At 57.6% G+C, this 23,016-nt stretch carries 20 protein-coding genes; 6 read left to right on the top strand and 14 right to left on the bottom strand.

Going from position 1 to position 23,016, the window contains the following annotated elements; translation table 11 throughout:
• The first annotated feature begins 9 nt into the window (after positions 1-9).
• The 4 genes from JMY28_RS25310 to JMY28_RS25295 all read left to right on the top strand — a co-directional run bounded on the left by JMY28_RS25310 (position 10) and on the right by JMY28_RS25295 (position 3,527).
• Entirely contained in the window at positions 10-219 is a 210-nt protein-coding gene (locus tag JMY28_RS25310) for a DUF3311 domain-containing protein (protein ID WP_201698623.1), read from the top strand.
• A complete protein-coding gene (locus tag JMY28_RS25305) occupies positions 216-1,682 on the top strand; it encodes a sodium:solute symporter family protein (RefSeq protein WP_201698622.1) in 1,467 nt (488 codons plus the stop codon). The genes JMY28_RS25310 and JMY28_RS25305 overlap by 4 nt, the downstream gene beginning before the upstream one ends.
• Before the next feature lie 137 nt (positions 1,683-1,819).
• Complete coding sequence (locus JMY28_RS25300) at positions 1,820-3,040, top strand: porin (protein WP_236597034.1); 1,221 nt, start codon at positions 1,820-1,822, stop codon at positions 3,038-3,040.
• Positions 3,041-3,242: 202 nt separating this feature from the next.
• Entirely contained in the window at positions 3,243-3,527 is a 285-nt protein-coding gene (locus JMY28_RS25295; RefSeq protein WP_201698621.1) for a cupin domain-containing protein, read from the top strand.
• A gap of 430 nt (positions 3,528-3,957) precedes the next feature.
• Here the strand turns inward: JMY28_RS25295 and JMY28_RS25290 are convergent, their stop codons facing one another.
• The 9 genes from JMY28_RS25290 to JMY28_RS25250 form a co-directional block, all read right to left on the bottom strand.
• Positions 3,958-5,040: a porin gene (locus tag JMY28_RS25290; RefSeq protein ID WP_201698620.1), complete on the bottom strand. Its 1,083-nt coding sequence runs from the start codon at positions 5,038-5,040 to the stop codon at positions 3,958-3,960.
• A 544-nt stretch (positions 5,041-5,584) separates the two neighbouring features.
• A complete protein-coding gene (locus JMY28_RS25285; protein ID WP_201698619.1) occupies positions 5,585-6,379 on the bottom strand; it encodes an SDR family NAD(P)-dependent oxidoreductase in 795 nt (264 codons plus the stop codon).
• Positions 6,376-7,089, bottom strand: a complete 714-nt coding sequence (locus JMY28_RS25280) for an SDR family NAD(P)-dependent oxidoreductase (RefSeq protein WP_201698618.1) — start codon at positions 7,087-7,089, stop codon at positions 6,376-6,378. The genes JMY28_RS25285 and JMY28_RS25280 overlap by 4 nt, the downstream gene beginning before the upstream one ends.
• A 1-nt stretch (position 7,090) precedes the next feature.
• The gene (locus tag JMY28_RS25275; protein ID WP_201698617.1) at positions 7,091-7,897 is read right to left on the bottom strand and encodes an enoyl-CoA hydratase/isomerase family protein; all 807 of its coding nucleotides are present in this window, start codon (positions 7,895-7,897) and stop codon (positions 7,091-7,093) included.
• Between the two features lie 312 nt (positions 7,898-8,209).
• A complete protein-coding gene (locus JMY28_RS25270) occupies positions 8,210-9,736 on the bottom strand; it encodes an aldehyde dehydrogenase family protein (protein WP_201698616.1) in 1,527 nt (508 codons plus the stop codon).
• 133 nt (positions 9,737-9,869) lie between these two features.
• Positions 9,870-11,672, bottom strand: a complete 1,803-nt coding sequence (locus JMY28_RS25265) for an NAD(P)/FAD-dependent oxidoreductase (protein ID WP_201698615.1) — start codon at positions 11,670-11,672, stop codon at positions 9,870-9,872.
• Between the two features lie 495 nt (positions 11,673-12,167).
• Positions 12,168-13,160 carry an NADP-dependent oxidoreductase gene (locus tag JMY28_RS25260; RefSeq protein ID WP_201698614.1) on the bottom strand — a complete coding sequence of 331 codons (993 nt, stop codon included), beginning with the start codon at positions 13,158-13,160 and terminating at the stop codon, positions 12,168-12,170.
• 74 nt (positions 13,161-13,234) lie between these two features.
• Complete coding sequence (locus tag JMY28_RS25255) at positions 13,235-13,603, bottom strand: hypothetical protein (protein ID WP_201698613.1); 369 nt, start codon at positions 13,601-13,603, stop codon at positions 13,235-13,237.
• Positions 13,604-13,783: 180 nt separating this feature from the next.
• Entirely contained in the window at positions 13,784-14,425 is a 642-nt protein-coding gene (locus JMY28_RS25250) for an isochorismatase family cysteine hydrolase (protein WP_201698612.1), read from the bottom strand.
• A gap of 147 nt (positions 14,426-14,572) precedes the next feature.
• Between JMY28_RS25250 and JMY28_RS25245 the strand changes: the two genes are divergently transcribed.
• The gene (locus JMY28_RS25245; protein ID WP_201698611.1) at positions 14,573-15,184 is read left to right on the top strand and encodes a winged helix-turn-helix transcriptional regulator; all 612 of its coding nucleotides are present in this window, start codon (positions 14,573-14,575) and stop codon (positions 15,182-15,184) included.
• Between the two features lie 80 nt (positions 15,185-15,264).
• Here JMY28_RS25245 and JMY28_RS25240 read toward each other — a convergent pair whose 3' ends face one another.
• From JMY28_RS25240 to JMY28_RS25230, 3 genes are read right to left on the bottom strand one after another with little or no spacing between them, the layout of a single operon-like run.
• Positions 15,265-15,777: a winged helix-turn-helix transcriptional regulator gene (locus tag JMY28_RS25240; protein WP_201698610.1), complete on the bottom strand. Its 513-nt coding sequence runs from the start codon at positions 15,775-15,777 to the stop codon at positions 15,265-15,267.
• A gap of 44 nt (positions 15,778-15,821) precedes the next feature.
• Positions 15,822-16,724: an alpha/beta hydrolase gene (locus tag JMY28_RS25235; RefSeq protein WP_201698609.1), complete on the bottom strand. Its 903-nt coding sequence runs from the start codon at positions 16,722-16,724 to the stop codon at positions 15,822-15,824.
• A gap of 28 nt (positions 16,725-16,752) precedes the next feature.
• The gene (locus tag JMY28_RS25230; RefSeq protein WP_201698608.1) at positions 16,753-18,144 is read right to left on the bottom strand and encodes an MFS transporter; all 1,392 of its coding nucleotides are present in this window, start codon (positions 18,142-18,144) and stop codon (positions 16,753-16,755) included.
• 455 nt (positions 18,145-18,599) lie between these two features.
• Here JMY28_RS25230 and JMY28_RS25225 point away from each other — a divergent pair, with 455 nt between their 5' ends.
• Positions 18,600-19,577, top strand: a complete 978-nt coding sequence (locus tag JMY28_RS25225) for an alpha/beta fold hydrolase (protein WP_201698607.1) — start codon at positions 18,600-18,602, stop codon at positions 19,575-19,577.
• 20 nt (positions 19,578-19,597) lie between these two features.
• On the opposite strand, the gene JMY28_RS39555 is transcribed toward JMY28_RS25225, so the two are convergent.
• Both JMY28_RS39555 and katG read right to left on the bottom strand, forming a co-directional pair.
• A complete protein-coding gene (locus tag JMY28_RS39555; protein ID WP_201698606.1) occupies positions 19,598-20,044 on the bottom strand; it encodes a DUF3331 domain-containing protein in 447 nt (148 codons plus the stop codon).
• Positions 20,045-20,474: 430 nt separating this feature from the next.
• A complete protein-coding gene (katG, locus tag JMY28_RS25215) occupies positions 20,475-22,742 on the bottom strand; it encodes a catalase/peroxidase HPI (RefSeq protein WP_201698605.1) in 2,268 nt (755 codons plus the stop codon).
• Positions 22,743-23,016: the final 274 nt, after the last annotated feature.

The following is a 23,016-nucleotide window of genomic DNA, read 5'->3' as shown; positions in this document are numbered from 1 at the left end:
AACCAAATAATGAAAAAAATCGACACATTAGCAGCAATCCCCTGCATCTTGATTTTCGTGGGGATTTTTTTCGGTAATCGAGTCACCCCATTCGTTCTTGGCGTGCCGTTCCTGCTCGCCTGGATAATGGGTTGTGCCGTTCTGACGACGATCGCTTTGCTTGTCATCGATCGGGTCAGCCATAGTAAATACGAAGAAGCGGCTGGAGACGCAACATGAACTTATCGACTTCTGTCATTCTGGCTACTGTCTTCGCATCCATCCTGCTTAGCGCCTTACCGCGACTTGGTAGGAAGATGGATCTGGAGCAATGGAGCGTAGGCGATCGTGCCTTCGGCACTGTGTTCGTATTTCTGTTGATGGCAGGCGAAAGTTTCACGACCTTCACCGTCCTTGGCGCCAGCGGTTTTGCGTACGGACATGGCGGCGCCGTCTACTATATTCTTGCGTACGAGTGCCTCGCCTACACACTGTCTTTCTGGCTTTCTCCCGTTATCTGGAGATACGCGAAGCAGCACCGACTGGTGTCCCTGCCAGATTTTCTCCGGCAGAAATACGAAAGCCGTACGCTCGGCGCACTGGCTGCGCTCGTCGGAGTTGTCGCGCTCATCCCGTATATCGTGCTTCAGCTCAAAGGCATGGCGATTATTGTTAGCACCGCTTCGTCGAACGCGCTCTCCCCGACCACGGGAATTCTCCTCGGAGCGGCAGCGATCACGATCAATGTTCTGCTGTCAGGTGTCCATGGATCGGCGTGGGTCTCGTCGGTCAAAGATATCGCGATCGTTCTGCTGGTGGTGTTCCTCGGGATCTATCTCCCAAGGCACTATTACGGCGGAATCCACGCAATGTTCGCCTCTGTGGAGGCAGCTAAGCCAGGTTTCACAGCCATTGCGCCAACGGGTTTCAGTTCGGTGTGGTTCGCTTCGACAATTATCCTGTCGACGCTGGGCTTCTTCATGTGGCCACACGTCTTTGCGGCGACATTCACGTCCGGCAGTGTCGCGACCTTGCGCCGCAACGCCATTCTGCTTCCGGCATACAGTCTCCTGCTCGCGCTCGTGTTTTTTGTCGGGTTCACGGCAGTTGGCGTTGTGCCTGGGCTGGCGGGTGCACAGGCGGATCTGAGTCTCTTCAAGCTTGCGATTGGCGCCATGCCTGCTTGGTTTATCGCCATTCTTGGTTCGGCGGGCGCTCTGTGCGCGATCGTTCCAGGCTCGATGCTGGTGCTCACCACCTCGATTCTTTTTTCCCGGGATCTGGTTGGCGCGGTTGATCCTGCGCGAAGCGATCGCTTTACCGTATCTCTGGCAAAGATTGCCGTGCCGGTCATCATGATCGTATGCGTTACTTTCGCTTTGTCGGGCAGTCAGACAGTGGTTGCGCTGCTGTTGATGGGCTACAACTTTGTGACTCAACTGGCACCAGCGTTTTTTGCCAGCCTGAGCAAACGCAATCCCGCGACTACCAAGGGGGCGATCTGCGGAGTTGTTGTCGGTGTACTCAGCGTTGCGGTGATCTCGCTCACTGGTTCCCGTACATCGACGCTGCTGCCATTCATTCCCGATTCCCTCCGGGACATCAACGTGGGTATCGTCGCCCTCGCTGTGAACGTCTGCGCGTTCGTACTGGTCAGCTTTCTGGATCGCCTTATGCCTGCATCTCGAAAGCTGGCTCCGTGACGGAACCAGAGGTCATTCGAGAAGCTTAATCCGTACCGAAGTTGTGCCAATCCCGTTCGGCTGAGGTTGCTCGGATGGACGGGAACCTGCAATCCAAGATGCAAAAAAAATATCCAATTGGTTAGGAGTATATAATAATGAAATCCACTCTGATTGAGAATGGAAAATCTCTCGCCCTCGTTGCGTCGCTTTCCGCTGTCGGCATGACTATGGCGTTCGGTTACGCAGGTCCGGCCGCAGCTCAAAGCAGCGTCACGTTGTTTGGGGTGGCCGACGAAGGCCTGACGTTCAGCACCAACGCTGGTGGCAAGCGTCAATACGCGCTGACGAGCGGTAACGAAGGTCAGAGCCGCTGGGGTCTCAAGGGAACTGAAGACCTTGGCGGAGGGTTGAGCACGATTTTCACCATTGAAGGGGGCTTCAATGGCTCTAACGGAACTTCGACTCAGGGCGGAGCGCTGTTCGGACGGCAGGCTTTCGTGGGCCTTTCCTCGAACAACCTCGGGACGCTGACTCTCGGTCGGCAGTATGCGATCACGTACGAATACGTCGGCATTTTCACCGCTGGCGGCTCGTGGGCGCTCACGGGCGCAGGTTACGGCGCCCACCCGGCGGATCTGGACGACATGGACGGCAGCCAGCGGATAAACAACGCGGTGAAGTACAAGTCGCCCACGTTCATGGGCTTCAATTTTGGAGCGATGTATAGCTTTGGCGGAGTTGCAGGTGACGTATCGCGGAATTCCTACTACTCCGCTGCGGTGAGCTACGCGAATGGGCCGGTATCGCTGGGCGCTGCGTACTCCATGGCAAGAAACCCGAACTATTCGGTTTTCGGCACCAACGCATCGGCTAGCACTACCGCTAGCAACATGAGCGGTCCGGTAATTTCGGGCCTCGCAGGCGCTGGGTCCCTTGAAACCGCTGGCGTGGGCGGTAGCTACCAGATCGGACCGGCAACGCTAGCTGCCGCTTATACGCACTCGTCGTTCAACAGTCTCGGTGCAACTGCTGTGACAGGGATCAACTCTGCAGCCTTGGGCAAGACGGCAGTGTTCAACATCGGGGAAGTCAGTGTTCGTTACTTGCTGACTCCTGCATTGATGCTTGGTGCGGCGTATGAATATACGGCAGCCGGCGGACTGGCTGGTCGAGATGGTGCACGCTATAACCAAGTTGATCTGGGCGTCGATTACTACTTCTCGAAACGCACCGACGTCTACGCAATGGCCGTCTATCAGATGGCATCGGGCTACGATTCCACGGGTAAGAAGGCGGTTGCAGTAATCGCCTACTCTACCCCGTCGACGTCTAACCGGCAGCTGATTTCCGTTGTCGGTGTGCGGCATCGCTTCTAAGCCGATCGAGGAGTGTAATTCTTCATTTGAAAGATCGCTCCGGCAGTGGATCAGGTTGTCCCCCCGGACAATCTGATCGGCATGCTCCGGCAGAAGTCGGTGTTAAATGCTTGATTGTCGGAGGCAACGACACAGTCTGAAAGGGCACATAGCCACTCAGATCCACCTGAAAGTTTGTTGTCGCACGTCCCCGGAAGCCTTTATGAACCGTCCATCGGCAATTGCTACTCCTCAAATGTCCAACGAGCGGGTCATCGTGACAGAGTGGAGATTTGACCCAGGTGCCCAGACCGGCTGGCACGTGCATAAACATGACTATGTTGTAGTACCCCAAACCGACGGTGATCTCCTTCTTGAGGCGTTGGGAGGAAACCGGATCTCGCGGCTGATTGCGGGACGAAGCTATGCAGGTTCGAAAGCAACAAACCATAACGTAATTAACAACTCGGATCATGTAGTCGTGTTTATTGAAATAGCCATTCGGTAAGAATCCGATAGAGATGCAATACGTATGCAAAACGATTTCTGGCGGAGGGACCAATCACACGAATGCTTCTTTGGTTGCCGCGCCACCTTCTCTCAGGTTCTGGCTCGACGCTCGAGTGAGGAATCTGAGCGGCAGTGTCGCAATTGTATTTATGTTAAATTATGGGCCACGTTGACACTTCGCCTCCCGTGCGGCGTTAAACATGATATGTAGTTCGCGGGACGCTCGCCCAGAAGTCCCACCAGTAGGTTTGCCGTTCTGTCAACGCCAACAGGCATGCTGAGACGCCGAACGTAACAATTGCTACATCCGGCAATGAAAGGCTCACATCTCAGCATGCCAACACAATTAGTGCCGTGCCAACTACGATACCGTACCGATTTGACGTTACTCAGCACGGAGGTTTTTGCGATGCTGGTTCAACATCCCTTCAGAAAAGATGCCGGACACCCATATGCACAGCAGTTTGTGACCTGCCCGATGACGGCGAAAAAATTACCATCTGCGCTACCATAGGAGCGCCAGAGGCGCTTGTGCCCGTGACGTCCTCGTGCGCAACCAGGAAGTAAAGGTCCGTGGTCTTCGAAAGATAATAATCTGCTGACGCGGAGATTATTCCCATACCAGCCTTCTTTCTGACCAGCGTTCTGTTGTAATTCAGGCCGAAAATGAGAAACGGACTGAACTTGGACTTCATACCGACCTCATAAGTCCTGCCTATCGATCCAGATCCGTAGATGTGCGCCTGCGTAATCAGCGCATGCGCAAACAAGAAGCCAAAGTCGTAAGATCCGCCAAACCCATAGGAATCCTGGTGACTCAGAGGGTTACCAGATAGACCGAACGGGTTAGCTTGCGGCTGAAGTAAAACATCGCCACCATTTACGCCGTACTCTCGCTGCGCGCCCAGACCCAAACTCAAAGGACCCGCAACATAGCTAATGCCACCGTCGAAGCTACTGCTCTGGACGATGCTGCCAGGTTGTCCTCCCAATGCCGCTGAGAGTCGGAATGTGACACCGCCAATCGGCGACGAAACGTATTTGGTCACGCTGTTGTACTGTGTTCCAAAGACGTGATCGTAGTTCCCGGGGTGGATAGAGGGATAACCTGGACCGTATACCAGCATGCTGGCGGTGTAAGGCCCGAGAGTATCGTCTAGCACGCTTGTGTCGCGCCCCATGCTGAAGACTCCAAATGGGCCCGACAACAAAATGATGGCCTTTCGTGAGAACGCCAGACCGCTGGATAGCTGGCCGTTGGTCAAACTAAACCCCGACTCAAGCTTGAAACCGGCCCGATAGCCTCCTCCAAGATCCTCGTCTCCGGTGAGTCCCCACCGAGATTGTTGTACTACTCCGTCTTGCAGTTCAAAAACTGAGCCTTTGCCGACGTTCGAAACGTAGGTAGGACCGATATCCTGAAGACCGTACAGCGTTACCGAAGCCAAAGCGTTTGCGGACGCAAATGCAGAAATTAGCATTGCTAATAAAACAAATCTGGATTTTTTCATTGTCTCCACACCTTTGAACTTTATTAACTACTGTGGTTGTTGTGTATCAACGATCGTTGACATATTTCTTATAGAAAACTGACAAATCTGTCGCCTATCTTCGGAATGAACGCTCGCCCGCTCGTAGACGCGCCGCAAGAACCGTCGCGCTGCTCCCTGAGCATCCGCGTGGAGGATCAAATTTATTGTTGAGACCGTGCGTGGACACACAGGCCATCCTGGAATTATGAGGAGCCAGTCCATTGAAGATTTGAAACGCAGCCGCGATCCGCTCATGCGAGAAGCGTAAAGACTTATGAATCTATGAGTTCGTTGTTTCCTCCGATTTGTTGTTGTCTACTAGAACGACTGGCCGCACGAGGTTGGCGGCGCCACGGGAACGATTGAGTTGGCGCCAGCAAGCTACATCAATCACATACGGTGTTACGTGAATCGACGCGTGCGTCGGTATGTATGCCGCCCGTAGCCTGGCGGCAGCTACGAGCGCACATTCATGCGGCATGCTCACATAAGGATGAGCCAGTAGCTATCCGCTGACGCAGTATCAAAGTGATGGATACGGCCACAGGTTTTGTGTACCACCGTCGACGACAATCACTTGACCCGTTATGAACGAGGCCGAACGGCTGCTCAAAAACAGCAGCGAATCTGCCACTTCCCGCGGTTGTGCCAGGCGTCCCATCGGGATAGCTGCCTCGGTAGCTGCACGGTGGCCAGATGCGTCAAGGAAAGCTTCCATTCTGGGATTGCTGATCACGCCCGGCGCAACCCCGTTTACGCGAATGCCCAACGGAGCAAACTCGACCGCGGCAGTACGGATCAACGAAATCTGCGCCGCTTTGGCCGCTGCATACGGTGCGTTCCCCGGAACACCAGCAAAACCAGCAGCCGAAGTGACATAGGTCACGCACGCGCCCGGGGCGAGGCGACGTGCAGCCTCGCTGGCAACACGCCGCGCATGGTCGAAGATGATTTCGAAATGCCATTTCCAGTGTGCGTCATCGGCATCTGCAATGCGCTTCGGTTTCAGCATCCCTACGACATCGATCACACCACGAAGCGGTCCGAACGCGGATTCCGCCTGATCGAACGCCTTGGTGATTGCGGTGGTGTCAGTGACGTCCACCGAAATGGCCAGCGAACGCCGCAGCGTTGCGGCGGCTGTCTGGGCGGCCACCTGGTCGATGTCCGCGCAAATGACTGCAGCGCCGTTCTGATCGAGCGCACGCACGATCTGTGCGCCGACACCGCTGCCTGTCCCGAGAACCAGGAAGGCAGCCCCATCCAGATCAGGATAGCTTGCGAATCCGCCGGGTACGTTGTTGACGGACTCGCTCATCGCGCAGGCTCCTCGATTTTCTCCAGAAGAGGACGGTAGATAAGTTCGACGTCGTCCGTCAGCATCGATTTCACGCTGCGGCTGCGCTCGTCACACAGTATTTCATCAGCCTTCCTTCCGATACCCTCGAGGATCTCTCGCGCTACCATATCCGGTGTGTTCTTTGGCCCTTCGACGTGCTTCGTCATTCCAGTATCTGTGTAGCCGAGAACCACACCTGTCACTCCAACGCCATGACTCGCAAACTCAAGGCGCAATGAGTTGGTGTACGACCACGCCGCCGCCTTGGACGCTGCATAGCCAGCATGCGACGGCAACGCGACCCAGGCTGCAACCGAAAGGAGGTTGACCAACCTGCCGCCGTGCCGCTGACTCAGGAGTGGCAGGAACGCTCGGGCCAGACGCACCATCCCAAAGCAGTTGACCGCAAACTCATGTTGCGCCAACTGGATACCTTCTTCGATATCCTCAACGGGACTGTGGAAGATTCCCGTGGCATTGATCACAAGGTCGATTGGCCCCAGGTTGGCAGTTGCTGCCGCGACGGAGGACGGATCGGTAACGTCGAGCCGCACAGTTGAAGGATCGGAGACGTCGGCCAGAACGCCTTGAAATACGCGTGCGCCTGTGGCTTCCAGCTGCGCGCAGAGCGACCTGCCGATACCTCCGTCAGCGCCTGCAACGAACACTGACTTGCCTGCCATTTCCATGTCAGAGCTCCCCGATCACGGTGCCGAGTTCAAGTTCTGCCCTGCTGCGCGTCTGGAAACCTTGTTCCATCAATGCGGCAATGCGCTTCGTGCTGGACCCGTCGCGCGCCAGGATCTGGAAAAAGCCCGAGTCGACCTGAACGTCTTCCTTCGGCGCCAGGCCCGCTGCGTTGATCCGGCGCTTGGCGAGTCTGACTGCTGCTTCCGGGAACCTGGCAATGCGCTGCGCCAGGGCGGTGACGAAGGGGAGCAGTTCGCTGTCGGGCAGCGCACGATTCACCATGCCGATGCGCTCTGCGTCCCCGGCATTCCAGTCGTCCGAGCCCAACAAAACTTCCATTGCATTGCCGCGTCCGCACAGGCGAACGAGGTGCTGGACGGCACCCGCTCCGGGGTAGACGCCGACGCCGATTTCCGGCTGGCCGATGATGCCCCGCTCAAGCGACGCAAAGCGCATGTCACAGGCGTAGAGAAACTCACCGCCGGCGCCGCGCGCACGACCTTCGAGCATTGCAATGGTCACCGGTCGGGCCTCGCTGAGGCGGCGATAAAGTGCACCGAGGCTGACGTCGTCCGGGCCGCCCGAGCTTGCCGCTGCGGCCGTGTAAGCCGCGATCTGCGTCATGTCGACATGGGGGATGAAAAAGTCAGGGTCGGCGCTGCGGAAGACAATGACGCGGCACGTGCCGTCTTTGTCCGTTTCATCGAGCAACGCAACAAGATCACGGACGAATGGTTCGTTGACCAGGTTCAGCGGCGGGTTGTTGATTGTTGCCCACAGCACGCCGTCGCGAAACTCCGTGGTCATGGATGCATATGCAGAGGTTGTCACCATCTCGGGCCCTTTCAATTAGAGTTCTTGATTGCAAAATGCAACCAACATTTGGGTAGCATAAACACGTCAGTTGCAAAATGCAAGCAAGTAGCGCTGGAGAAAAATTTGACAGAACGCGCCGTAGTTATCCGGCGCGTTACGCCGTCGAAGCGCACGTATACGAACATTAAAGTTCGCGGCCGACCGCCTGCAAATGAGTGAAATTGCTGCGCGAATGGCAAGCTAGGCGCACGCGGGGCAATGACGTAGTGCCGCGCGCAGGACTTAGCTGCCCCGGTCAAGGGCTCAAAAAAAGCCTAGCGCCTCGGCCTGGTAACTGACCAACAGACACTTCGTCTGCTGGTAATTCGCCAACGCCATCTTGTGGGTTTCGCGACCGATGCCGGACTGCTTGTAGCCGCCGAATGCCGCATGGGCTGGATACAGGTGGTAGCAGTTGGTCCAGACGCGGCCGGCTTCTATTTCACGCCCCACGCGATAGGCGCGCGTTCCGTTTCGCGTCCACACCCCGGCACCGAGGCCGTAATAGGTATCGTTGGCGATTTCGACTGCTTCCTGTTCATCCCTGAAGGTCATGACCGAAGCTACGGGGCCGAAGATTTCCTCCTGGAACACACGCATCTTGTTGTCGCCGAACAGCATCGTCGGCTTTATGTAAAAGCCTTTGCCGAGCTCGGCAGCTGGCGTGGCCCGCTTGCCACCCGTCAGGCAATGGGCGCCCTCGGTTCGCCCGAGATCGATGTAGGACATGATCTTGTCGAGCTGTTGCTGGGATGCCTGCGCGCCGATCATCGTCTCCAAGTCCAGTGGATGGCCCGCCTTGATACGCTCGACGCGCGCCACAGCTCGGGCAATAAATTCCTCATATATCGATTCCTGAATGAGGACGCGGGACGGACATGTGCAGACTTCGCCCTGATTGAGCGAGAACATTGCGAGCCCCTCGAGTGCCTTGTCCAGGAAAGCATCGTCATGGTCAAGCACGTCGGCAAAGAAGATGTTCGGACTCTTGCCTCCAAGCTCGACAGTCGAGGGGATCAGGTTGTCCGCTGCCGCATGAAGAATGCGCTGCCCGACTGGGGTAGAACCCGTGAACGCAATCTTTGCGATTCGCTTGCTCGTGGCTAGTGCCTCGCCGGCTTCCTTCCCAAAGCCAATCACGATGTTGATTACGCCAGCAGGAAAGAGGTCGCCAATCAGCTCGATGAGCACCAGAATCGAGGCCGGGGTCTGCTCGGCAGGTTTCAGGACAACGCAGCATCCCGCAGCCAGGGCTGGCGCGAGTTTCCACGCGGCCATAAGGAGCGGGAAGTTCCAGGGGATGATCTGACCTACGACGCCAATCGGTTCGTGGAAATGGTAGGCGACCGTGTTGTCGTCGATTTCCGAAATGGTGCCTTCCTGTGCGCGAAGACACCCTGCAAAGTAACGAAAATGGTCGATTGCCAGCGGAAGGTCGGCCGCCAGCGACTCACGTAACGGCTTGCCATTGTCGATCGTCTCGGCGACTGCCAGCACCTTGAGGTGTTTCTCCATGCGGTCCGCGGCAGCCAGCAGCAGACTTGAACGCTCGACCGGGGACGTTTTGCTCCACTTGCGACGGGCTGCGTGCGCTGCGTCGAGCGCCGCATCGATGTCGGCCGCGGTTGAGCGCGGGACGCGGCAGAATGGTTCGCCGTTGATCGGCGAGACGTTTTCGAAATATTCCTGAGTGGCCGGCGGCACCCATTTGCCGCCAATGTAATTCTCGTACTGCGCACGGTAAGGGTATTCAATGTCCAAACCGAGTTTCTTCAGGTCAAACGCACTCATTGATCCTCTCCTGTTGGATCTTGCCAAGTTCAACGAAGCTGAACATCCGGGATGACGATGGAGACGTGCACGGTGGCTGGGCTTCAAGACACATCGCCACCGCGGCGACATCAGTCTCTATTGACTTCCACAATCATTGGCTGTGGTGAACTTCCTGCATGCCGTAGACAGGCGTCGGGATCGCCTCCATGCGCGCTTTGAGCTGAAGGGCCAGATAAAGTGAATAGTGACGCGACTGGTGCAGGTTGCCGCCGTGGAACCAGAGCGCTTCCTGTTGCGTTGGCTTCCACATGTTGCGCTGCTCGCCTTCCCACGGTCCTGGATCCTTGGGCGTATCGGAACCGAGTCCCCAGACCTTGCCGACCTTATCCGCGATCTCCTGGTTGATCAGGTCGGCGACCCAACCGTTCATCGAGCCGTAGCCCGTCGCATAGACGATCACGTCGGCGGGAATCTCGCGGCCGTCATCGAGCTTCACCGAATTTCCGGTGATCTCCGAAACTTCACCGGAAGCCAGCTTGACCTTGCCGTCGATGATGAGCTGTGAAGCACCAATGTCGATGTAATAGCCAGAGCCCCGTCGCAGATACTTCAGGAACAGGCCTGAGCCGTCCGAGCCAAAGTCGAGCTTGAACCCCGCCTTTTCCAGGGAAGCATAGAAGTCGGCATCTCGCTCGCGTATTTTTTCGTAGATAGGAATCTGGAACTCATGCATGATCCGATACGGCAGCGAAGCAAAGATCATGTCGGCCTTGTTCGTCGTGACGCCATTGGCAAGCGCCTGCTCCGAATACAGCGATCCAAGCCCGAGATCCATCAACGTGTCCGATTTGACGATATGGGTCGACGAACGCTGGACCATCGTCACGTCGATACCGTTCTCGTGGAGTGCGGCGCAGATATCGTGGGCGGAGTTATTTGAGCCGATTACCACGACCTTCCTGCCCTTGTATCCGTCGGGCCCCGGGTGCTGCGAGGAATGGTGCTGATCCCCGTCGAAGCGCTCGCGTCCCTTGAACTGCGGAATGTTCGGCTTGCCGGACACGCCGGTCGCGAAGACGAGTTGTTTGGGTCGCAGGATGACTTCCTCACCATCCCGATCGACAGTGACAATCCACTCCTTTGACTGGTCATCCCATTTCGCCGATTTCGCTGTCGAATGGGTCCAGTAGTTGAGTTCCATCACTCGCGTGTAGAACTCAAGCCAGTCTCCGATCTTGTCCTTGGGCGCAAACACAGGCCAGTTCCTGGGAAAATCGAGGTACGGCAAATGGTCGTACCAGACCGGGTCGTGAAGGCAAAGCGACTTGTAGCGCTTACGCCATGAATCCCCTCCCCGCTCATTCTTTTCGAGGATGATCGTGGGAACGCCGAGCTGGCGAAGTCGGGCACCGAGAGCGATACCACCCTGGCCGCCGCCGATGACGAGAACGTACGGCTGCTTTTCATAGCCGAGCGAGCGCGTCTCTTCCTCGCGCTCCTCCTTCCAGGTCCTGGCGCCGATTTTCTGACCATGTTTCGCACCAAGTGGACGTGTGAAGCCCGACTTTTCCTCATGGCCCTTTAGTTCGATCATTGCAGTCAACAACGTCCAGATCAAACCATCTTTGAAACGCACCAGCCCGTACCCTCGCCCGGTCGCCGTTTCGAACGAAATCCAGCTTTCGAGCACGCCGTCGGCTTCCGTCGCGCTTTCACCCTTAGTCACATGGAAGTTCGACGGTTTGACGCTGGCCAATTGGGCTTCGAGCATCTCGCGTATCTGGTCGCGGCCTTCGACAGTCTTGATGTTCCAGGTGATGGCGACAAGGTCGCGCCAGTAACAGTCCTGAGCGAACATCGAGACAGCGTCGTTAATCCGACCCTCGGTAAGGGCGTTGCTGAACGCATCAAGCAGCTTCTGAACTCGAATAGTTGCCGGTGCAAGGTCAGACATATTATCTCCTCCTGGTATATGAATTGCGCTCAATATTGTTACTAGTAGTGCTAACTATAGGTCTGTATAAAATCAAATTGATTGCTCGCACAACAATGCGCAAGGCCAGTCTCGAGATACAGCTCAGAGTCGAACAGTTGTGCGAGCGATTGCGCGACTCGCGCGTCAAGAGCGCGTAGCCGGATGTCCAAAATCAGAGCCATTAACCTTCCCACCGGCAGTTCAACCCACTTTGAATTGACGACCAGCGAGTCCCGCACCTATCGCTTGCATATTGCAACTGACACGGACAAGAATAAACATGTCAGTTGCAAATTGCAAGTGACACGAACTAAGGAAAGTACGGGGGCTTCAGGGACGCCAGCCGTTGATCGCTGACGCGCAACGACGGCTCCTCTCGCGTGCGAGGAGCGCCAGGGCGAACGAGTGGCAGGTGGCAGCCGCAGCCTTGGCACACGATGTCAAGGCCCCAGTTCCGCTTCGAACGCCCTGATATCAAGGGAGGATAACGAGCTTTCCGCGAGTGTGGCCGCCAGCGAGCGCGTCGTACGCGGATGCAAGCTGATCAAGACTGTAGGTTTGGCTCACCGTCGCGCGAATTGCTCCTGAATCGACGATACGTGCAATCTCTTCGAGGTCGGCACCGTCCGGCCGGGTCAGTGGGCCGTGAAACTCCGCGTTACGCGCACGCGCGCGCTCGATGAACGGGAGAACGCCAGCTGCTGCTTTTGCAGCAACGGGTGGCGGGAATCCGATCTCGCAATACGCCTGCGAATCTGCAACGCGGACAAGACCAACATAGCGGCCGTCATCCCTCAAACTGTCGATCCCACGCTCGATCAGCGGGCCACAAACACCGTCATACACGACATCGAACGGACCGGCGTCTTCAAAGGCTTCCCGGGTGTAGTCAATTGTGCGGTCCGCGCCAAACTGCGCCATGAATTCCTGGGTGGACGGACCTCCGGTTGCCGCAACATGGCACCCCATGTGCTTCGCCAGCTGGATAGCGAAGAGACCCACACCTCCCGCCCCTGCTTGTATGAGTACGCGCTCCCCCGGACTGACGTGGGCTCGCTCCGTGAATGCCTGCCACGTCGTCAACGCGACCGTTGGAAGGCTCGCCGCCTCCTCAAACGAGAGAGACTGCGGCTTGCGGGCGAGGAGATCAACAGGAACAACGGCAAGTTCCGCGTACGCGCCAGGGCGAGAATTCGGCAGCCGGGCCCAAACTGCGTCTCCCGACCTGAACGCGGAGCTCGCTGGTGCCGAGAGCACGATGCCCGCAATGTCGTATCCCATCACCTGCGGAAAACTGAAGGGAAACGCGGCGTGGAAAAGTCCTTGCCGCATCGCGATCTCGACGGGGTTGATGCCGGCTGCACGCACCTCTATGAGGGCTTCGTCCGCGCCTGGCGTGGGATCGGGAAGCTCGCCCGACCTTAGAACAGTGTTGTCACCGTATCCCGTAATGAACGCCGCACGCATACAAACCTCCCGATTGACGACTGAACGGGGTCCAGCTTTGACTCCGCCGACCCTAACCATCCGCCAGTTGCGTCTCAGCCCCACCGCCTGGCGAGTGCTTTACGCTCGATGTCCTTGGCGAACAAGGGCGTCTCTTCGGCGTTATGTGCGGTCAATGCCTGTTGCGCAAACTCGCTCGCCTTCGAGAACGGGATGCCACGCTTTTCGAGCGCCTCGAGGTAGCCCGGCACACTCAGGACCTCCACGCTGTTCGTGAACTTCGTGGTATCCGTATCAACCGCTTCGGCTGAAAACGACCAGACCACGGTGACCTTCGCGCGGCTGCCGATATCCGGACCAATCGAATCGGACAGCGAGACCAGACGACAATGGCTCTGCTCCGAGATGTCCTCGACATAGTGTTGCACCATCAGGTTGCCGACGTGCTCCACGTTGATGGACATGCGCTTACCCTCGAGTGTGAACGTTGCGGCAGCCGCAATGTGATTCTTTGAGCACGCCTGGTATTCACTATCTGTGAGAGTGAATACCCATTCAGGCAGATTGATAGCTGCGATTGGCGCGTGAATCGTGGCTTCAGCCGTCGATTGTGCAATGACCTTCTCGCTCATTCGTCTGTTTCCTTACGCAGAAAGCTTCGCGATGATCTCGTCTGTCGACACGATGGCATTCGCATAAGCTGGCATATTGAATTGCAGCGACGCATCCATTTCGGCCTGGCCAAAGCTGCCAATCGCGTCCTTTACCAGCGTGACTTCGTAGCCAAGCTCAGCAGCGAATCGCACCGTCGACTCGATGCAGGTGTTGGCACGCATCCCGATTACCACGACCTTGCGGACACCGTGCTTCTTGAGCTGGAGGTCGAGGTCTGTGTTTGCGAAGCCGCTGGAAAGCCAATGCTCTTGCGCCACGACGTCGCCGGGAAGCGGCTCGAAATCAGGATGGAAAGTGCCGCCCCAACTGCCGTCCGCGAAGACGCGACCCTTGTCAGCGGAAGCACCAATGGGCGGCATGGTCTTCCAGCGACTGTGCAAATCACATTCACGCCAGCGATGGTGTGGCGCGATGAAAACCTGCACGCCGCGCGAACGAGCGGCTGCCAGAACTTCCCGCATATGCTCCACCACATTGTTTGCTTCCAGGGTCGAACGACTGAGCTCAAAGAGCTTTCCGCCTTCCGACAGGAAGTCGTTGTAAGGGTCGACGATAAGCAACCCCGTCAACTCAGGCTCGTAGGTCAGCCCGGACTTCGCTTGTTCCGACATTTCCGTCCTCTCTCAGGTGCGTTCAACTTGTGACTACAATATTTGAAGTCACAAGTCTTGTAAAGGATAATATCGGATCCAGGCAACGCCAGGTGTCTTGGAATACCCGATGTGCGGGTCCAGAATAGAGGGTCCTAAGGGACATAGATGAAACAAGAGAACACTGACGACACGTTGTGCCCTATCGCTCGGGCAGCGGCCGTGATCGCGGACCGCTGGACGATCCTCATCCTGCGTGAACTGAGAATGGGAAATGATCGTTTCGACGGCATCCTCGCGCAGACCGCGATGTCGCCCAACCTGCTCACCCAGCGCCTCAAGACCATGGAGGAAAATGGGCTCATCGAGCGGCGGCTATATCAGGAGCGACCGAAGCGATACGCCTACTGCATCACCGACAAGGCACGTGAGCTTGATGGCATGATGCTGACGCTGCGTCTGTGGGGGATGCGGCACTGCGGGCTGGACCCCAAAGCCGAAAGCGCGGTCACGATGAAGCATCGCCGTACCGGCAAACTCATCGATGCTCACTGGCAGCCCGGCGCACAAGACTTGCCTTTCAGCTTCAGCCAGGTGGATAGCCAGGTGAATCCGGCGTGGGCGGCTGAACGAGCGAGCCGTGCCGAAGCCTTCGCGGAAGAACGGCGAATTCGGGTTTCGAGGCGTGCACCTGCAAGAAAGGAGGCGGCCGCCATGACCCACCAGGGGAACGAAAAGAAAGCGCCACGCAAGCGCAAAACCGCTTCCGTGAAGGCGTGACTTGGGGCGAAGCGATACAGGCTGGCGAAAGCTTTATTTGGAGAGTGAGGTCGTCACTCGTCCTGAGTGACCGCCTTTCGCTAGGCCCCAGTGGTCTCCATGTCGCGACGACGAGGAGTGTCGACGACGACCGCGAGTTCGATCGGATCGCACCGCCGCGACTGAACAACCAGAATGTCATCGGGCGTGAGCTCGCGACCATCCTCTGCCATGAGCGCCATCGGCCGCGGCGGCAGGCCGGTTTTCGCATCGACGGCCCGGTTGACTAGCTCGGTGTCCTCGAACAGGTGCTTCTGCCCCCATTGGCGGAGGGCCGAGAGCACACCATGAAGATCACGACCTTTTTCCGTGAGCACGTAATCGTGGGAATTCCCTAGCTCCGACTGATGGATTTCAAAAATGCCTTCATTGACCAGCTTCTGAAGCCGAGTCGAAAGAATGTTGGACGCTACGCCAATGTGCGCGCGGAAATCGTTGAAGCGCGTGACTCCGTGCATTGCGTCGCGCAGAATCTGCAAACTCCATGCATCCCCCACGACCGTGAGGCTTCGGTCGATAGGACATGCGGAGTTGGTCAGATCACGGTGTCTCATTCAGTCGACCCTCGAAATCAATTGCGAAGCCGATAGATTACCACTTAGCCGCGCCCCAGATGTTTGGCGAAAAAGGCTATGGCCGCACTGGACGTCGTTTCAAACCCGCTCAGATAGGGGTCGAAGTGACCACCGGGAACAAGCAGTAGCTCCTTCGGCTGGAGCGCCCGCTCATACGCTGCAAGCGCCAGGTCTGTAGGCGCGACAGTGTCGTTGGCGGCCACCACCATCAGCAAAGGCGTTGGGGAAATTTGATCGATCCAGTGCGCGGGATCGTACGAACGGGCGCGTCGGTTGGACTGGATCGTGACGGTGTTTTCCCATTTCCCAGGCGGAACATCCTGCAGGTAAAACGCGATCGCGTCAGAACTGCGGTATGACGCGCGTTCACCCAGGTCAGCGCTGACAAAGCGCTGCGTGGCGGGACCGCTTCCTTTGGCCTGTGCGCGTTCGTCGGCGGCGAATTCACGTTCGACCTCTGCGACGAGATGAGGAGGAATTCGCCGGCGACCGCTTTCGGAACCGCTGGCCGTGGGTACCTGTGAGTAGACGGCGCGAAGCCGGCGATCGGTTGCACCCAGTACCAGCGCGTGTCCGCCCGAATAGCTGCTGCCCCAGATCCCGATCCGCTCGGCGTCGATGACCTCGAGCGTCTGCAGATGTGCGACTACACGACGCCAGTCCTCAATCTGGCGGTACGGGTCGATGTCTTGCCGAGGCACGCCATCGCTGTCACCGAAACCGCGATGATCATGCAGGCAAACGACAAATCCCGCTTCCGCGATACGCCGGGCGATCCGATCCAAGCCGTGATATTTCGTTCCCCCAAAGCCGTGCGCCATCGTGATAGCCGGATGAGGCCCGTCATTGTCGGGCGTGTACAGCCAGGCGCCAAGGTTGATGCCGTCAGGCAAGGGAATATTGATATCGCTTCGGATGATGTTCATGAATGACGCCTCTTCGTCAATTTGGGATTCATGCGTGGGTACCGTTCTGCGTACCAGGAACCTCGATCGCGGGTCGAGCGCCATAAAACGGCGAGCGCGCGTAGTCTGGAGAGTCCGGACCAAGATCGACGTCCGTGCGGTCGCGCAGGACAAGCGTCGCGGCAAGACTGACAAGCGTCAGGCCGCCAACATACAGACCGACTGCATAGAGCGAGCCGGTCGCGGCAACAAGTGCGACCGAGATCGTCGGAGCAAAGGCTCCCCCGATAATCGATCCGATCGCATAGGCGATGGCAATTCCGGAATACCGCACGCTCGCGGGAAATAGTTCGGCGAAGTACGCGGCCATTGGCCCGTAAGTGAACATATTCGCCCCTACGTAAGCCGTAATCCCGAGAAACAGGAGCCAGACGTTGCCGCTCTGCATGGCAAGCAGCAGGGGGAACGTGGTCAGCAGCGTCAATACCCAACCGATGAGGTAAGTGTTACGGCGCCCGATACGGTCGGAGAGCGCGGCTGACGCATAGACCGCAACGACCCAGAGAAATCCGGACACGGTGATGATCGTGAGCACTGTTCCTCTTGTAAGCGGTGACGGCCGGTCAGGCGACGTGACGTAGTGCTCCAGGAATCCGCCTGCGACGATATAGGAAGCGCCGCTGTTGCCTGCATATACGAGCGCGGCGACGATCACCAGCAGAGCGTTCTTGCGGAACAATTGCACGATGGGCAAACGCCGGGTCGCGCCTTCGCTCGACATCTCCACGAACACCGGCGACTCCTCGACGCGGCGCCTGACTTCATAACCGACGTAGATCAGCACGGCGCTGAACAGAAACGGCACCCGCCAACCCCAGGCCAGAAATTCGTCTTCCGTGCGCGTGATGGCGGCCATCAGCGCCAGAAATCCGGTGGCAAGCAACAGTCCAAGCGGCGCCCCCAGTTGCGGGGCTGCGCCGAATCGCCCGCGGCGCCCGCGTGGCGCCGACTCCACCGCCATCAGCGCGGCCCCGCCCCATTCCCCGCCTGCCGAGAGCCCCTGAATAATGCGTAGCAGCATGAGCATCAACGGCGCAGCGAATCCAATCTGGTCCGAGGTCGGAACCAAGCCGACCAAAGCCGTCGCTCCACCCATCATGAACAGCGTGGCGACCAGCATCCGTCGGCGGCCAATCTTGTCGCCAAAGTTGCCTGCAATCACGGCTCCAAGCGGGCGGAAGAGAAAGCTGATGCCGATCGTTCCAAGCGAGAGGAGTAACGACGACCTGGCGCCGAATTGATGGAAATAGAGCGGACCGAACACAATCGCGGCGCACTGGGCATAGAGAAAGAAGTCGTACCACTCAATCGCGGTACCGATCCCCGTTGCGATTACGACGCGCCGCCGCTCGGCGCTCTCAGCTGGCTGACCTGCCTTCATTCCGTCTCCTTCATCTCTTCGTTTGAATGTCAGTTGCAAATTGCAATTCACATCGACTATGCTACTCAACATTGGTTGCAATTTGCAAGCGACATTTGAAATTCAGAAGACGCTTAAGATTCGCGGCAGGGCATTCGTCTTTAGCGCGGGGTTTCCCGGACGCGGCGCACACGCTCAACAGGCCGCCGCTCGGGTGATCGATTCTCGGTGCTGTTTATTCGGCTGGAATGCGAACGAAGATGAGTCGTGCGCAAGCTCGACTGTCGCGTAGGTCCACATCGAAGTCGCCATTCCAGGTGACATATTTCGGTGAGCCCGGGGCGAAGGTCCTATGCGGTAGTTAGATGAACTCCTCGGCAAGATTCGCTGACCGCGCACATTGCCGTACAGAATAATTGGATGACTGGTCTTCCCGACACGTGGCGTATCACATCCGCAAATAATTGGGTTTTCCTATGACAGACGACTTCAAACACGGCTACGTCTTTACCAATGGCATCCGGATGCACTACGTCGAGCGAGGGCAAGGCCCTCTCGTCCTTCTGTGCCATGGGTGGCCAGAGTCCTGGTACTCGTGGCGCCATCAGATATCGGCGCTTGCATCGGCCGGCTATCGGGTCGTCGCACCTGATCAGCGAGGTTACGGGCTAACCGACGCGCCACAGGAAATCACGGCCTACGATATGTTTTCGCTCACGGGCGATCTGGTCGGGCTCGTCAACGCCATCGGGGAAGAGCGGGCCATCCTGGTCGGTCACGACTGGGGTTCAATGGTGGGAGCCACTGCCGCACTGCTGCGCCCCGACATGTTCCGGGCGCTCGCACTACTCAGTGTGCCGTACCTGCCGCGCTCAAGGGCCCGACCTGCTGCATACTTTCACACCGCCACCCAGGAACGTCACTTTTATCAGGACTATTTTCAGCAGCCTGGGCACATTGAAGCCGAACTGGAAAAAGACATCAAAAGGTCCTTGCTAGGCATCCTCTATACGGTCTCCGGTGAATGCATTCTTCATCCTGTCGATCGCGCAACGACGTTCGTCCGGTTCGACAAAACCACGCGCTTCGTAGATAACCTCGCGATTCCCGCAACTACCCCATCATGGCTCACAGACGCCGACCTCGACTTCTATTCATCGCAGTTCGAAGTGTCGGGATTTCGAGGCCCAATCAACTGGTACCGCAATATCGATCGAAACTGGGCACTGACTCCGTTTCTTGATGGCGCGAAAATTCAGCAGCCAACGCTGTTCGTCGCCGGTGAGCTCGATCCGGTGATCCAGATGAGAACAAAGGAATACGAGAAGCTGGAGGCGAACGTTCCAAATCTCGTCAAGAAAACGCTTCTCCAAGAAGCAGGTCATTGGATCCAGCAGGAACGGGCCGCCGAGACTAGCGAGCTATTGCTCGAATTCCTGGGTCAAGTTCGGTAGTGTGAGTTAGTGGAAACTATTCATACCATGCTTTCCAGCACTCTGGCCAGTATCATCTCAGGTCCAAATGATAAGCAAACCAAACCTCGACGTTGCGGCCTATAAATCGGGTCACCTCTTCGAATCAAGCATCCCGAGAGCGCGCAACGTCCTTTATGACGTGACTTCGAGCCGACCCAGCGCTGGTCTGCGAAGTGCCCCAACGTCGAATCGCTCCACGAAACCAACATCGATCGATCAGATTGCCTTTCGACGCTATGTACGGCGATGCAATTCCCTACCAAGCGAAATGCGCCGGTCGGCCGTGCTGTTTTTCTCACCGCTAGCTCGCATACTATGGGAGTACCAAGAAGGGGAGCGATGATGCGTTCCCAGACGTAGCAGCTATCCACCTTTACCTCGCTCGTGAAATGCTGATTGTCGAGTGTCGAGTGTCGATGAAATAACTTGGCCGGAACGCGCTTCATGTTTTGGACTATCCGCCACGACGCGCCCAAACCGAGATCGAGGCCATGTAGTCCATGCAGTATTCGCCACGCTCGTGAGAGTGAAACCACTACGTAATCGAGATTTACACAGTGCATTACCCACACCCTTGACCGAGGAGCGTGACGATCTCGCGAAGCCAGAGCGCACCTTGGCATACGGCGTTGTTGATCTCCTCAGCATAGAGCAACGAAACCGTTGTCAAGATGACAATAGCAAAGACTACGTACAGGACCAATCGCATAAAATTGACGTGTCTCTACGCAAAGTACAATAGCTGGCCTCAATACCAGTCAACTCTCATTTGACAATCGATGTGAAGTGGCTGACCCATCAGTTCGCGTCAACGTGGTGCAACTTGTTCGACTAGCCAGACCTCGCCGCGTAGTTGATCAGAGAGAGCACTCCACGTCACAGCTTTTGAAGATCGAAGCGATCGAGATTCATCACCTTGGCCCACGCGGCGACGAAGTCACGCACGAATTTTTCCTGGCCGTCCGTGCTTGCGTAGACCTCGGAAAGCGCGCGCAGCCCCGAATGCGAGCCGAACAAGAGATCGACGCGCGTGCCCACCCACTTCACCTGTCCGGTCTTGCGGTCGCGCCCCTCGAACACGTCGTGCTCCGCAGAGCATGGCTGCCACTCCGTGCCCATATCGAGAAGGTTGACAAAGAAGTCGTTTGTCAGCATGCCGGGACGGTCTGTGAGTACGCCATGCGCTTCCTTTCCCGTATGCACGTTCAACACGCGCAGGCCGCCGATTAGCACTGTCATCTCGGGTGCGGTCAGCGTAAGCAACTGTACCCTGTCGATGAGCAGAGCTTCGGGCGGCACGCGGTACTTCGCCTTCTGGAAGTTGCGGAAGCCGTCGGCAAGCGGCTCGAGGAAACCCATCGACTCCACGTCCGTCTGCGCTTGCGAGGCATCCATGCGGCCCGGTGCGAACGGCACGGAGACGCTCCGTCCTGCTCTTTGCGCCGCATATTCAATACCAGCGTCGCCCGCAAGCACGATCAGGTCGGCGAGTGAGATCTTCTTGCCGCCCGACGCCGCACCATTGAATTCGACCTGAATGCCTTCGAGCACCTGCAGCACTTTCGCGAGCCGCTGCGGATCATTCGCAGCCCAGTCCTTCTGCGGAACGAGGCGTATGCGTGCGCCGTTCGCACCACCGCGCTTGTCGGAGCCCCGGAACGTGGAAGCTGAAGCCCACGCTGTCGAGACCAACTCGGCCACCGAAAGTCCTGACGCCATGATCTTCTGCTTAAGCGCGGCGATGTCCTTCTCGTCGACGAGCGGATGATTCACGGCTGGAATCGGGTCCTGCCAGAGCAGTTCCTCAGTCGGGACTTCTGGCCCAAGATAGCGGGTGCGCGGTCCCATATCGCGATGTGTGAGCTTGAACCAGGCGCGAGCAAAGGCATCGGCGAACTCGTCCGGATTTTCATAGAATCGCCGCGCAATCTTCTCGTAGGCCGGATCGACACGCAGCGCCACGTCGGTCGTCATCATCGACGGCGCACGACGCTTCGACGCATCGAACGGATCGGGCACGCTGTTCGCCCCCGCGCCGCCCTTCGGCTGCCACTGATGAGCGCCAGCTGGGCTCTTCGTCAGTTCCCATTCATAGCCGAAAAGATTCCAGAAGAAGTTGTTGCTCCACTTCGTCGGCGTAGTGGTCCAGATCACTTCCAGACCGCTCGCGATAGTGTCGCCGCCTCTGCCGGTGCCGAAGCTGCTCTTCCAGCCGAGCCCCATGTTCTCGAGGCTTGCAGCCTCCGGCTCCGGGCCAACGTTGTCTGCCGGACCTGCACCATGCGTCTTGCCGAAGGTGTGGCCACCTGCGATTAGCGCGACCGTTTCCTCGTCGTTCATGGCCATGCGCCCGAACGTCACGCGAATATCATGCGCTGCTGCGACTGGATCAGGATCGCCGTCCGGCCCCTCCGGATTCACGTAGATCAGGCCCATCTGCACAGCGGCCAGCGGATTCTCGAGATTGCGTCCATGATCGGTGCGGCTCGTCTCGTTGCCGTGTAATGCCTTCTCGGCGACGACCACACCTTCCTGATTGGTTGTCGTGCCTTTACCGTAGCGCAGGTCGCCGCCAAGCCATGTCTGCTCGGCGCCCCAGTAGACATCCTGATCCGGCTCCCACGTGTCCTCGCGACCACCGCCGAAGCCGAACGTTTTGAACCCCATGGTTTCGAGCGCGACGTTGCCGGCAAGGATCATCAGGTCGGCCCACGAAATGCTCTGACCGTACTTCTGCTTGATTGGCCACAGGAGACGCCGTGCCTTATCGAGACCCACATTGTCCGGCCAGCTGTTGAGCGGTGCGAAGCGTTGCTGCCCACGGCCGCCACCGCCGCGGCCGTCGCCCGTGCGGTAGGTGCCCGCGCTGTGCCACGCCATTCGGACAAAGAGCGGACCGTAGTGACCGAAGTCGGCGGGCCACCATTCCTGCGAGTCGGTCATCAGCGCCGCAAGGTCCGTCTTCACCGCTGCCAGGTCTAGACGCTTGAAAGCCTCGATATAGTTAAAATCCGAGTCCAGCGGATTGGATTTGCTCGAATGCTGGCGGAGCAGGTCTACACGCAACTGCTTCGGCCACCAATCACGGTTCGTCGTGCCACTGCCTGCGGCATGATCAAACGGACACTTCGCTATACTGGACATGAGGTCACTCCTCCATGCGCATCAAACCTATCCCTCGGAGGAGCACATTTGCAGAATTCCCCCGCAGTCAGGTTTCGAATATAGAGCCCCGGTCAGCGATAGATTGCGGTTACGCCGGAACACCGACCGCACCAAGGGCGGAGCGAGAAACGTCGACGTAACGAGCGTGTTTTCCCACGACGGTCACGTCGCACCTGGGAGCGGACAAGAATTCTTCTGTTCGAACTGTGCTGCGGTTTGGATATTCCCAGTGTCGCCAGATCGTCGTCGAGTT

Origin of the sequence: Paraburkholderia hiiakae, from assembly GCF_904848665.1 — a bacterium.
In the GTDB taxonomy this organism is placed as follows: domain Bacteria; phylum Pseudomonadota; class Gammaproteobacteria; order Burkholderiales; family Burkholderiaceae; genus Paraburkholderia; species Paraburkholderia hiiakae.
Note: the sequence above shows the minus strand (reverse complement) of the source record. Positions and strands in the feature narration are given on the sequence as shown.

Excerpts from the sequence above, each read along its gene's own strand:
- JMY28_RS25305 (WP_201698622.1), top strand. The coding sequence starts at position 216 with ATGAACTTATCGACTTCTGTCATTCTGGCTACTGTCTTCGCATCCATC.
- JMY28_RS25300 (WP_236597034.1), top strand. The coding sequence starts at position 1,820 with ATGAAATCCACTCTGATTGAGAATGGAAAATCTCTCGCCCTCGTTGCG.
- JMY28_RS39555 (WP_201698606.1), bottom strand. The coding sequence starts at position 20,044 with ATGAAGCGCGTTCCGGCCAAGTTATTTCATCGACACTCGACACTCGAC.
- JMY28_RS25240 (WP_201698610.1), bottom strand. The coding sequence starts at position 15,777 with ATGAGACACCGTGATCTGACCAACTCCGCATGTCCTATCGACCGAAGC.
- JMY28_RS25310 (WP_201698623.1), top strand. The coding sequence starts at position 10 with ATGAAAAAAATCGACACATTAGCAGCAATCCCCTGCATCTTGATTTTC.
- JMY28_RS25275 (WP_201698617.1), bottom strand. The coding sequence starts at position 7,897 with ATGACCACGGAGTTTCGCGACGGCGTGCTGTGGGCAACAATCAACAAC.
- JMY28_RS25290 (WP_201698620.1), bottom strand. The coding sequence starts at position 5,040 with ATGAAAAAATCCAGATTTGTTTTATTAGCAATGCTAATTTCTGCATTT.
- JMY28_RS25250 (WP_201698612.1), bottom strand. The coding sequence starts at position 14,425 with ATGTCGGAACAAGCGAAGTCCGGGCTGACCTACGAGCCTGAGTTGACG.
- katG (WP_201698605.1), bottom strand. The coding sequence starts at position 22,742 with ATGTCCAGTATAGCGAAGTGTCCGTTTGATCATGCCGCAGGCAGTGGC.
- JMY28_RS25265 (WP_201698615.1), bottom strand. The coding sequence starts at position 11,672 with ATGTCTGACCTTGCACCGGCAACTATTCGAGTTCAGAAGCTGCTTGAT.
- JMY28_RS25270 (WP_201698616.1), bottom strand. The coding sequence starts at position 9,736 with ATGAGTGCGTTTGACCTGAAGAAACTCGGTTTGGACATTGAATACCCT.
- JMY28_RS25280 (WP_201698618.1), bottom strand. The coding sequence starts at position 7,089 with ATGGAAATGGCAGGCAAGTCAGTGTTCGTTGCAGGCGCTGACGGAGGT.
- JMY28_RS25260 (WP_201698614.1), bottom strand. The coding sequence starts at position 13,160 with ATGCGTGCGGCGTTCATTACGGGATACGGTGACAACACTGTTCTAAGG.
- JMY28_RS25235 (WP_201698609.1), bottom strand. The coding sequence starts at position 16,724 with ATGAACATCATCCGAAGCGATATCAATATTCCCTTGCCTGACGGCATC.
- JMY28_RS25230 (WP_201698608.1), bottom strand. The coding sequence starts at position 18,144 with ATGAAGGCAGGTCAGCCAGCTGAGAGCGCCGAGCGGCGGCGCGTCGTA.
- JMY28_RS25255 (WP_201698613.1), bottom strand. The coding sequence starts at position 13,603 with ATGTCCATCAACGTGGAGCACGTCGGCAACCTGATGGTGCAACACTAT.
- JMY28_RS25245 (WP_201698611.1), top strand. The coding sequence starts at position 14,573 with ATGAAACAAGAGAACACTGACGACACGTTGTGCCCTATCGCTCGGGCA.
- JMY28_RS25295 (WP_201698621.1), top strand. The coding sequence starts at position 3,243 with ATGAACCGTCCATCGGCAATTGCTACTCCTCAAATGTCCAACGAGCGG.
- JMY28_RS25285 (WP_201698619.1), bottom strand. The coding sequence starts at position 6,379 with ATGAGCGAGTCCGTCAACAACGTACCCGGCGGATTCGCAAGCTATCCT.
- JMY28_RS25225 (WP_201698607.1), top strand. The coding sequence starts at position 18,600 with ATGACAGACGACTTCAAACACGGCTACGTCTTTACCAATGGCATCCGG.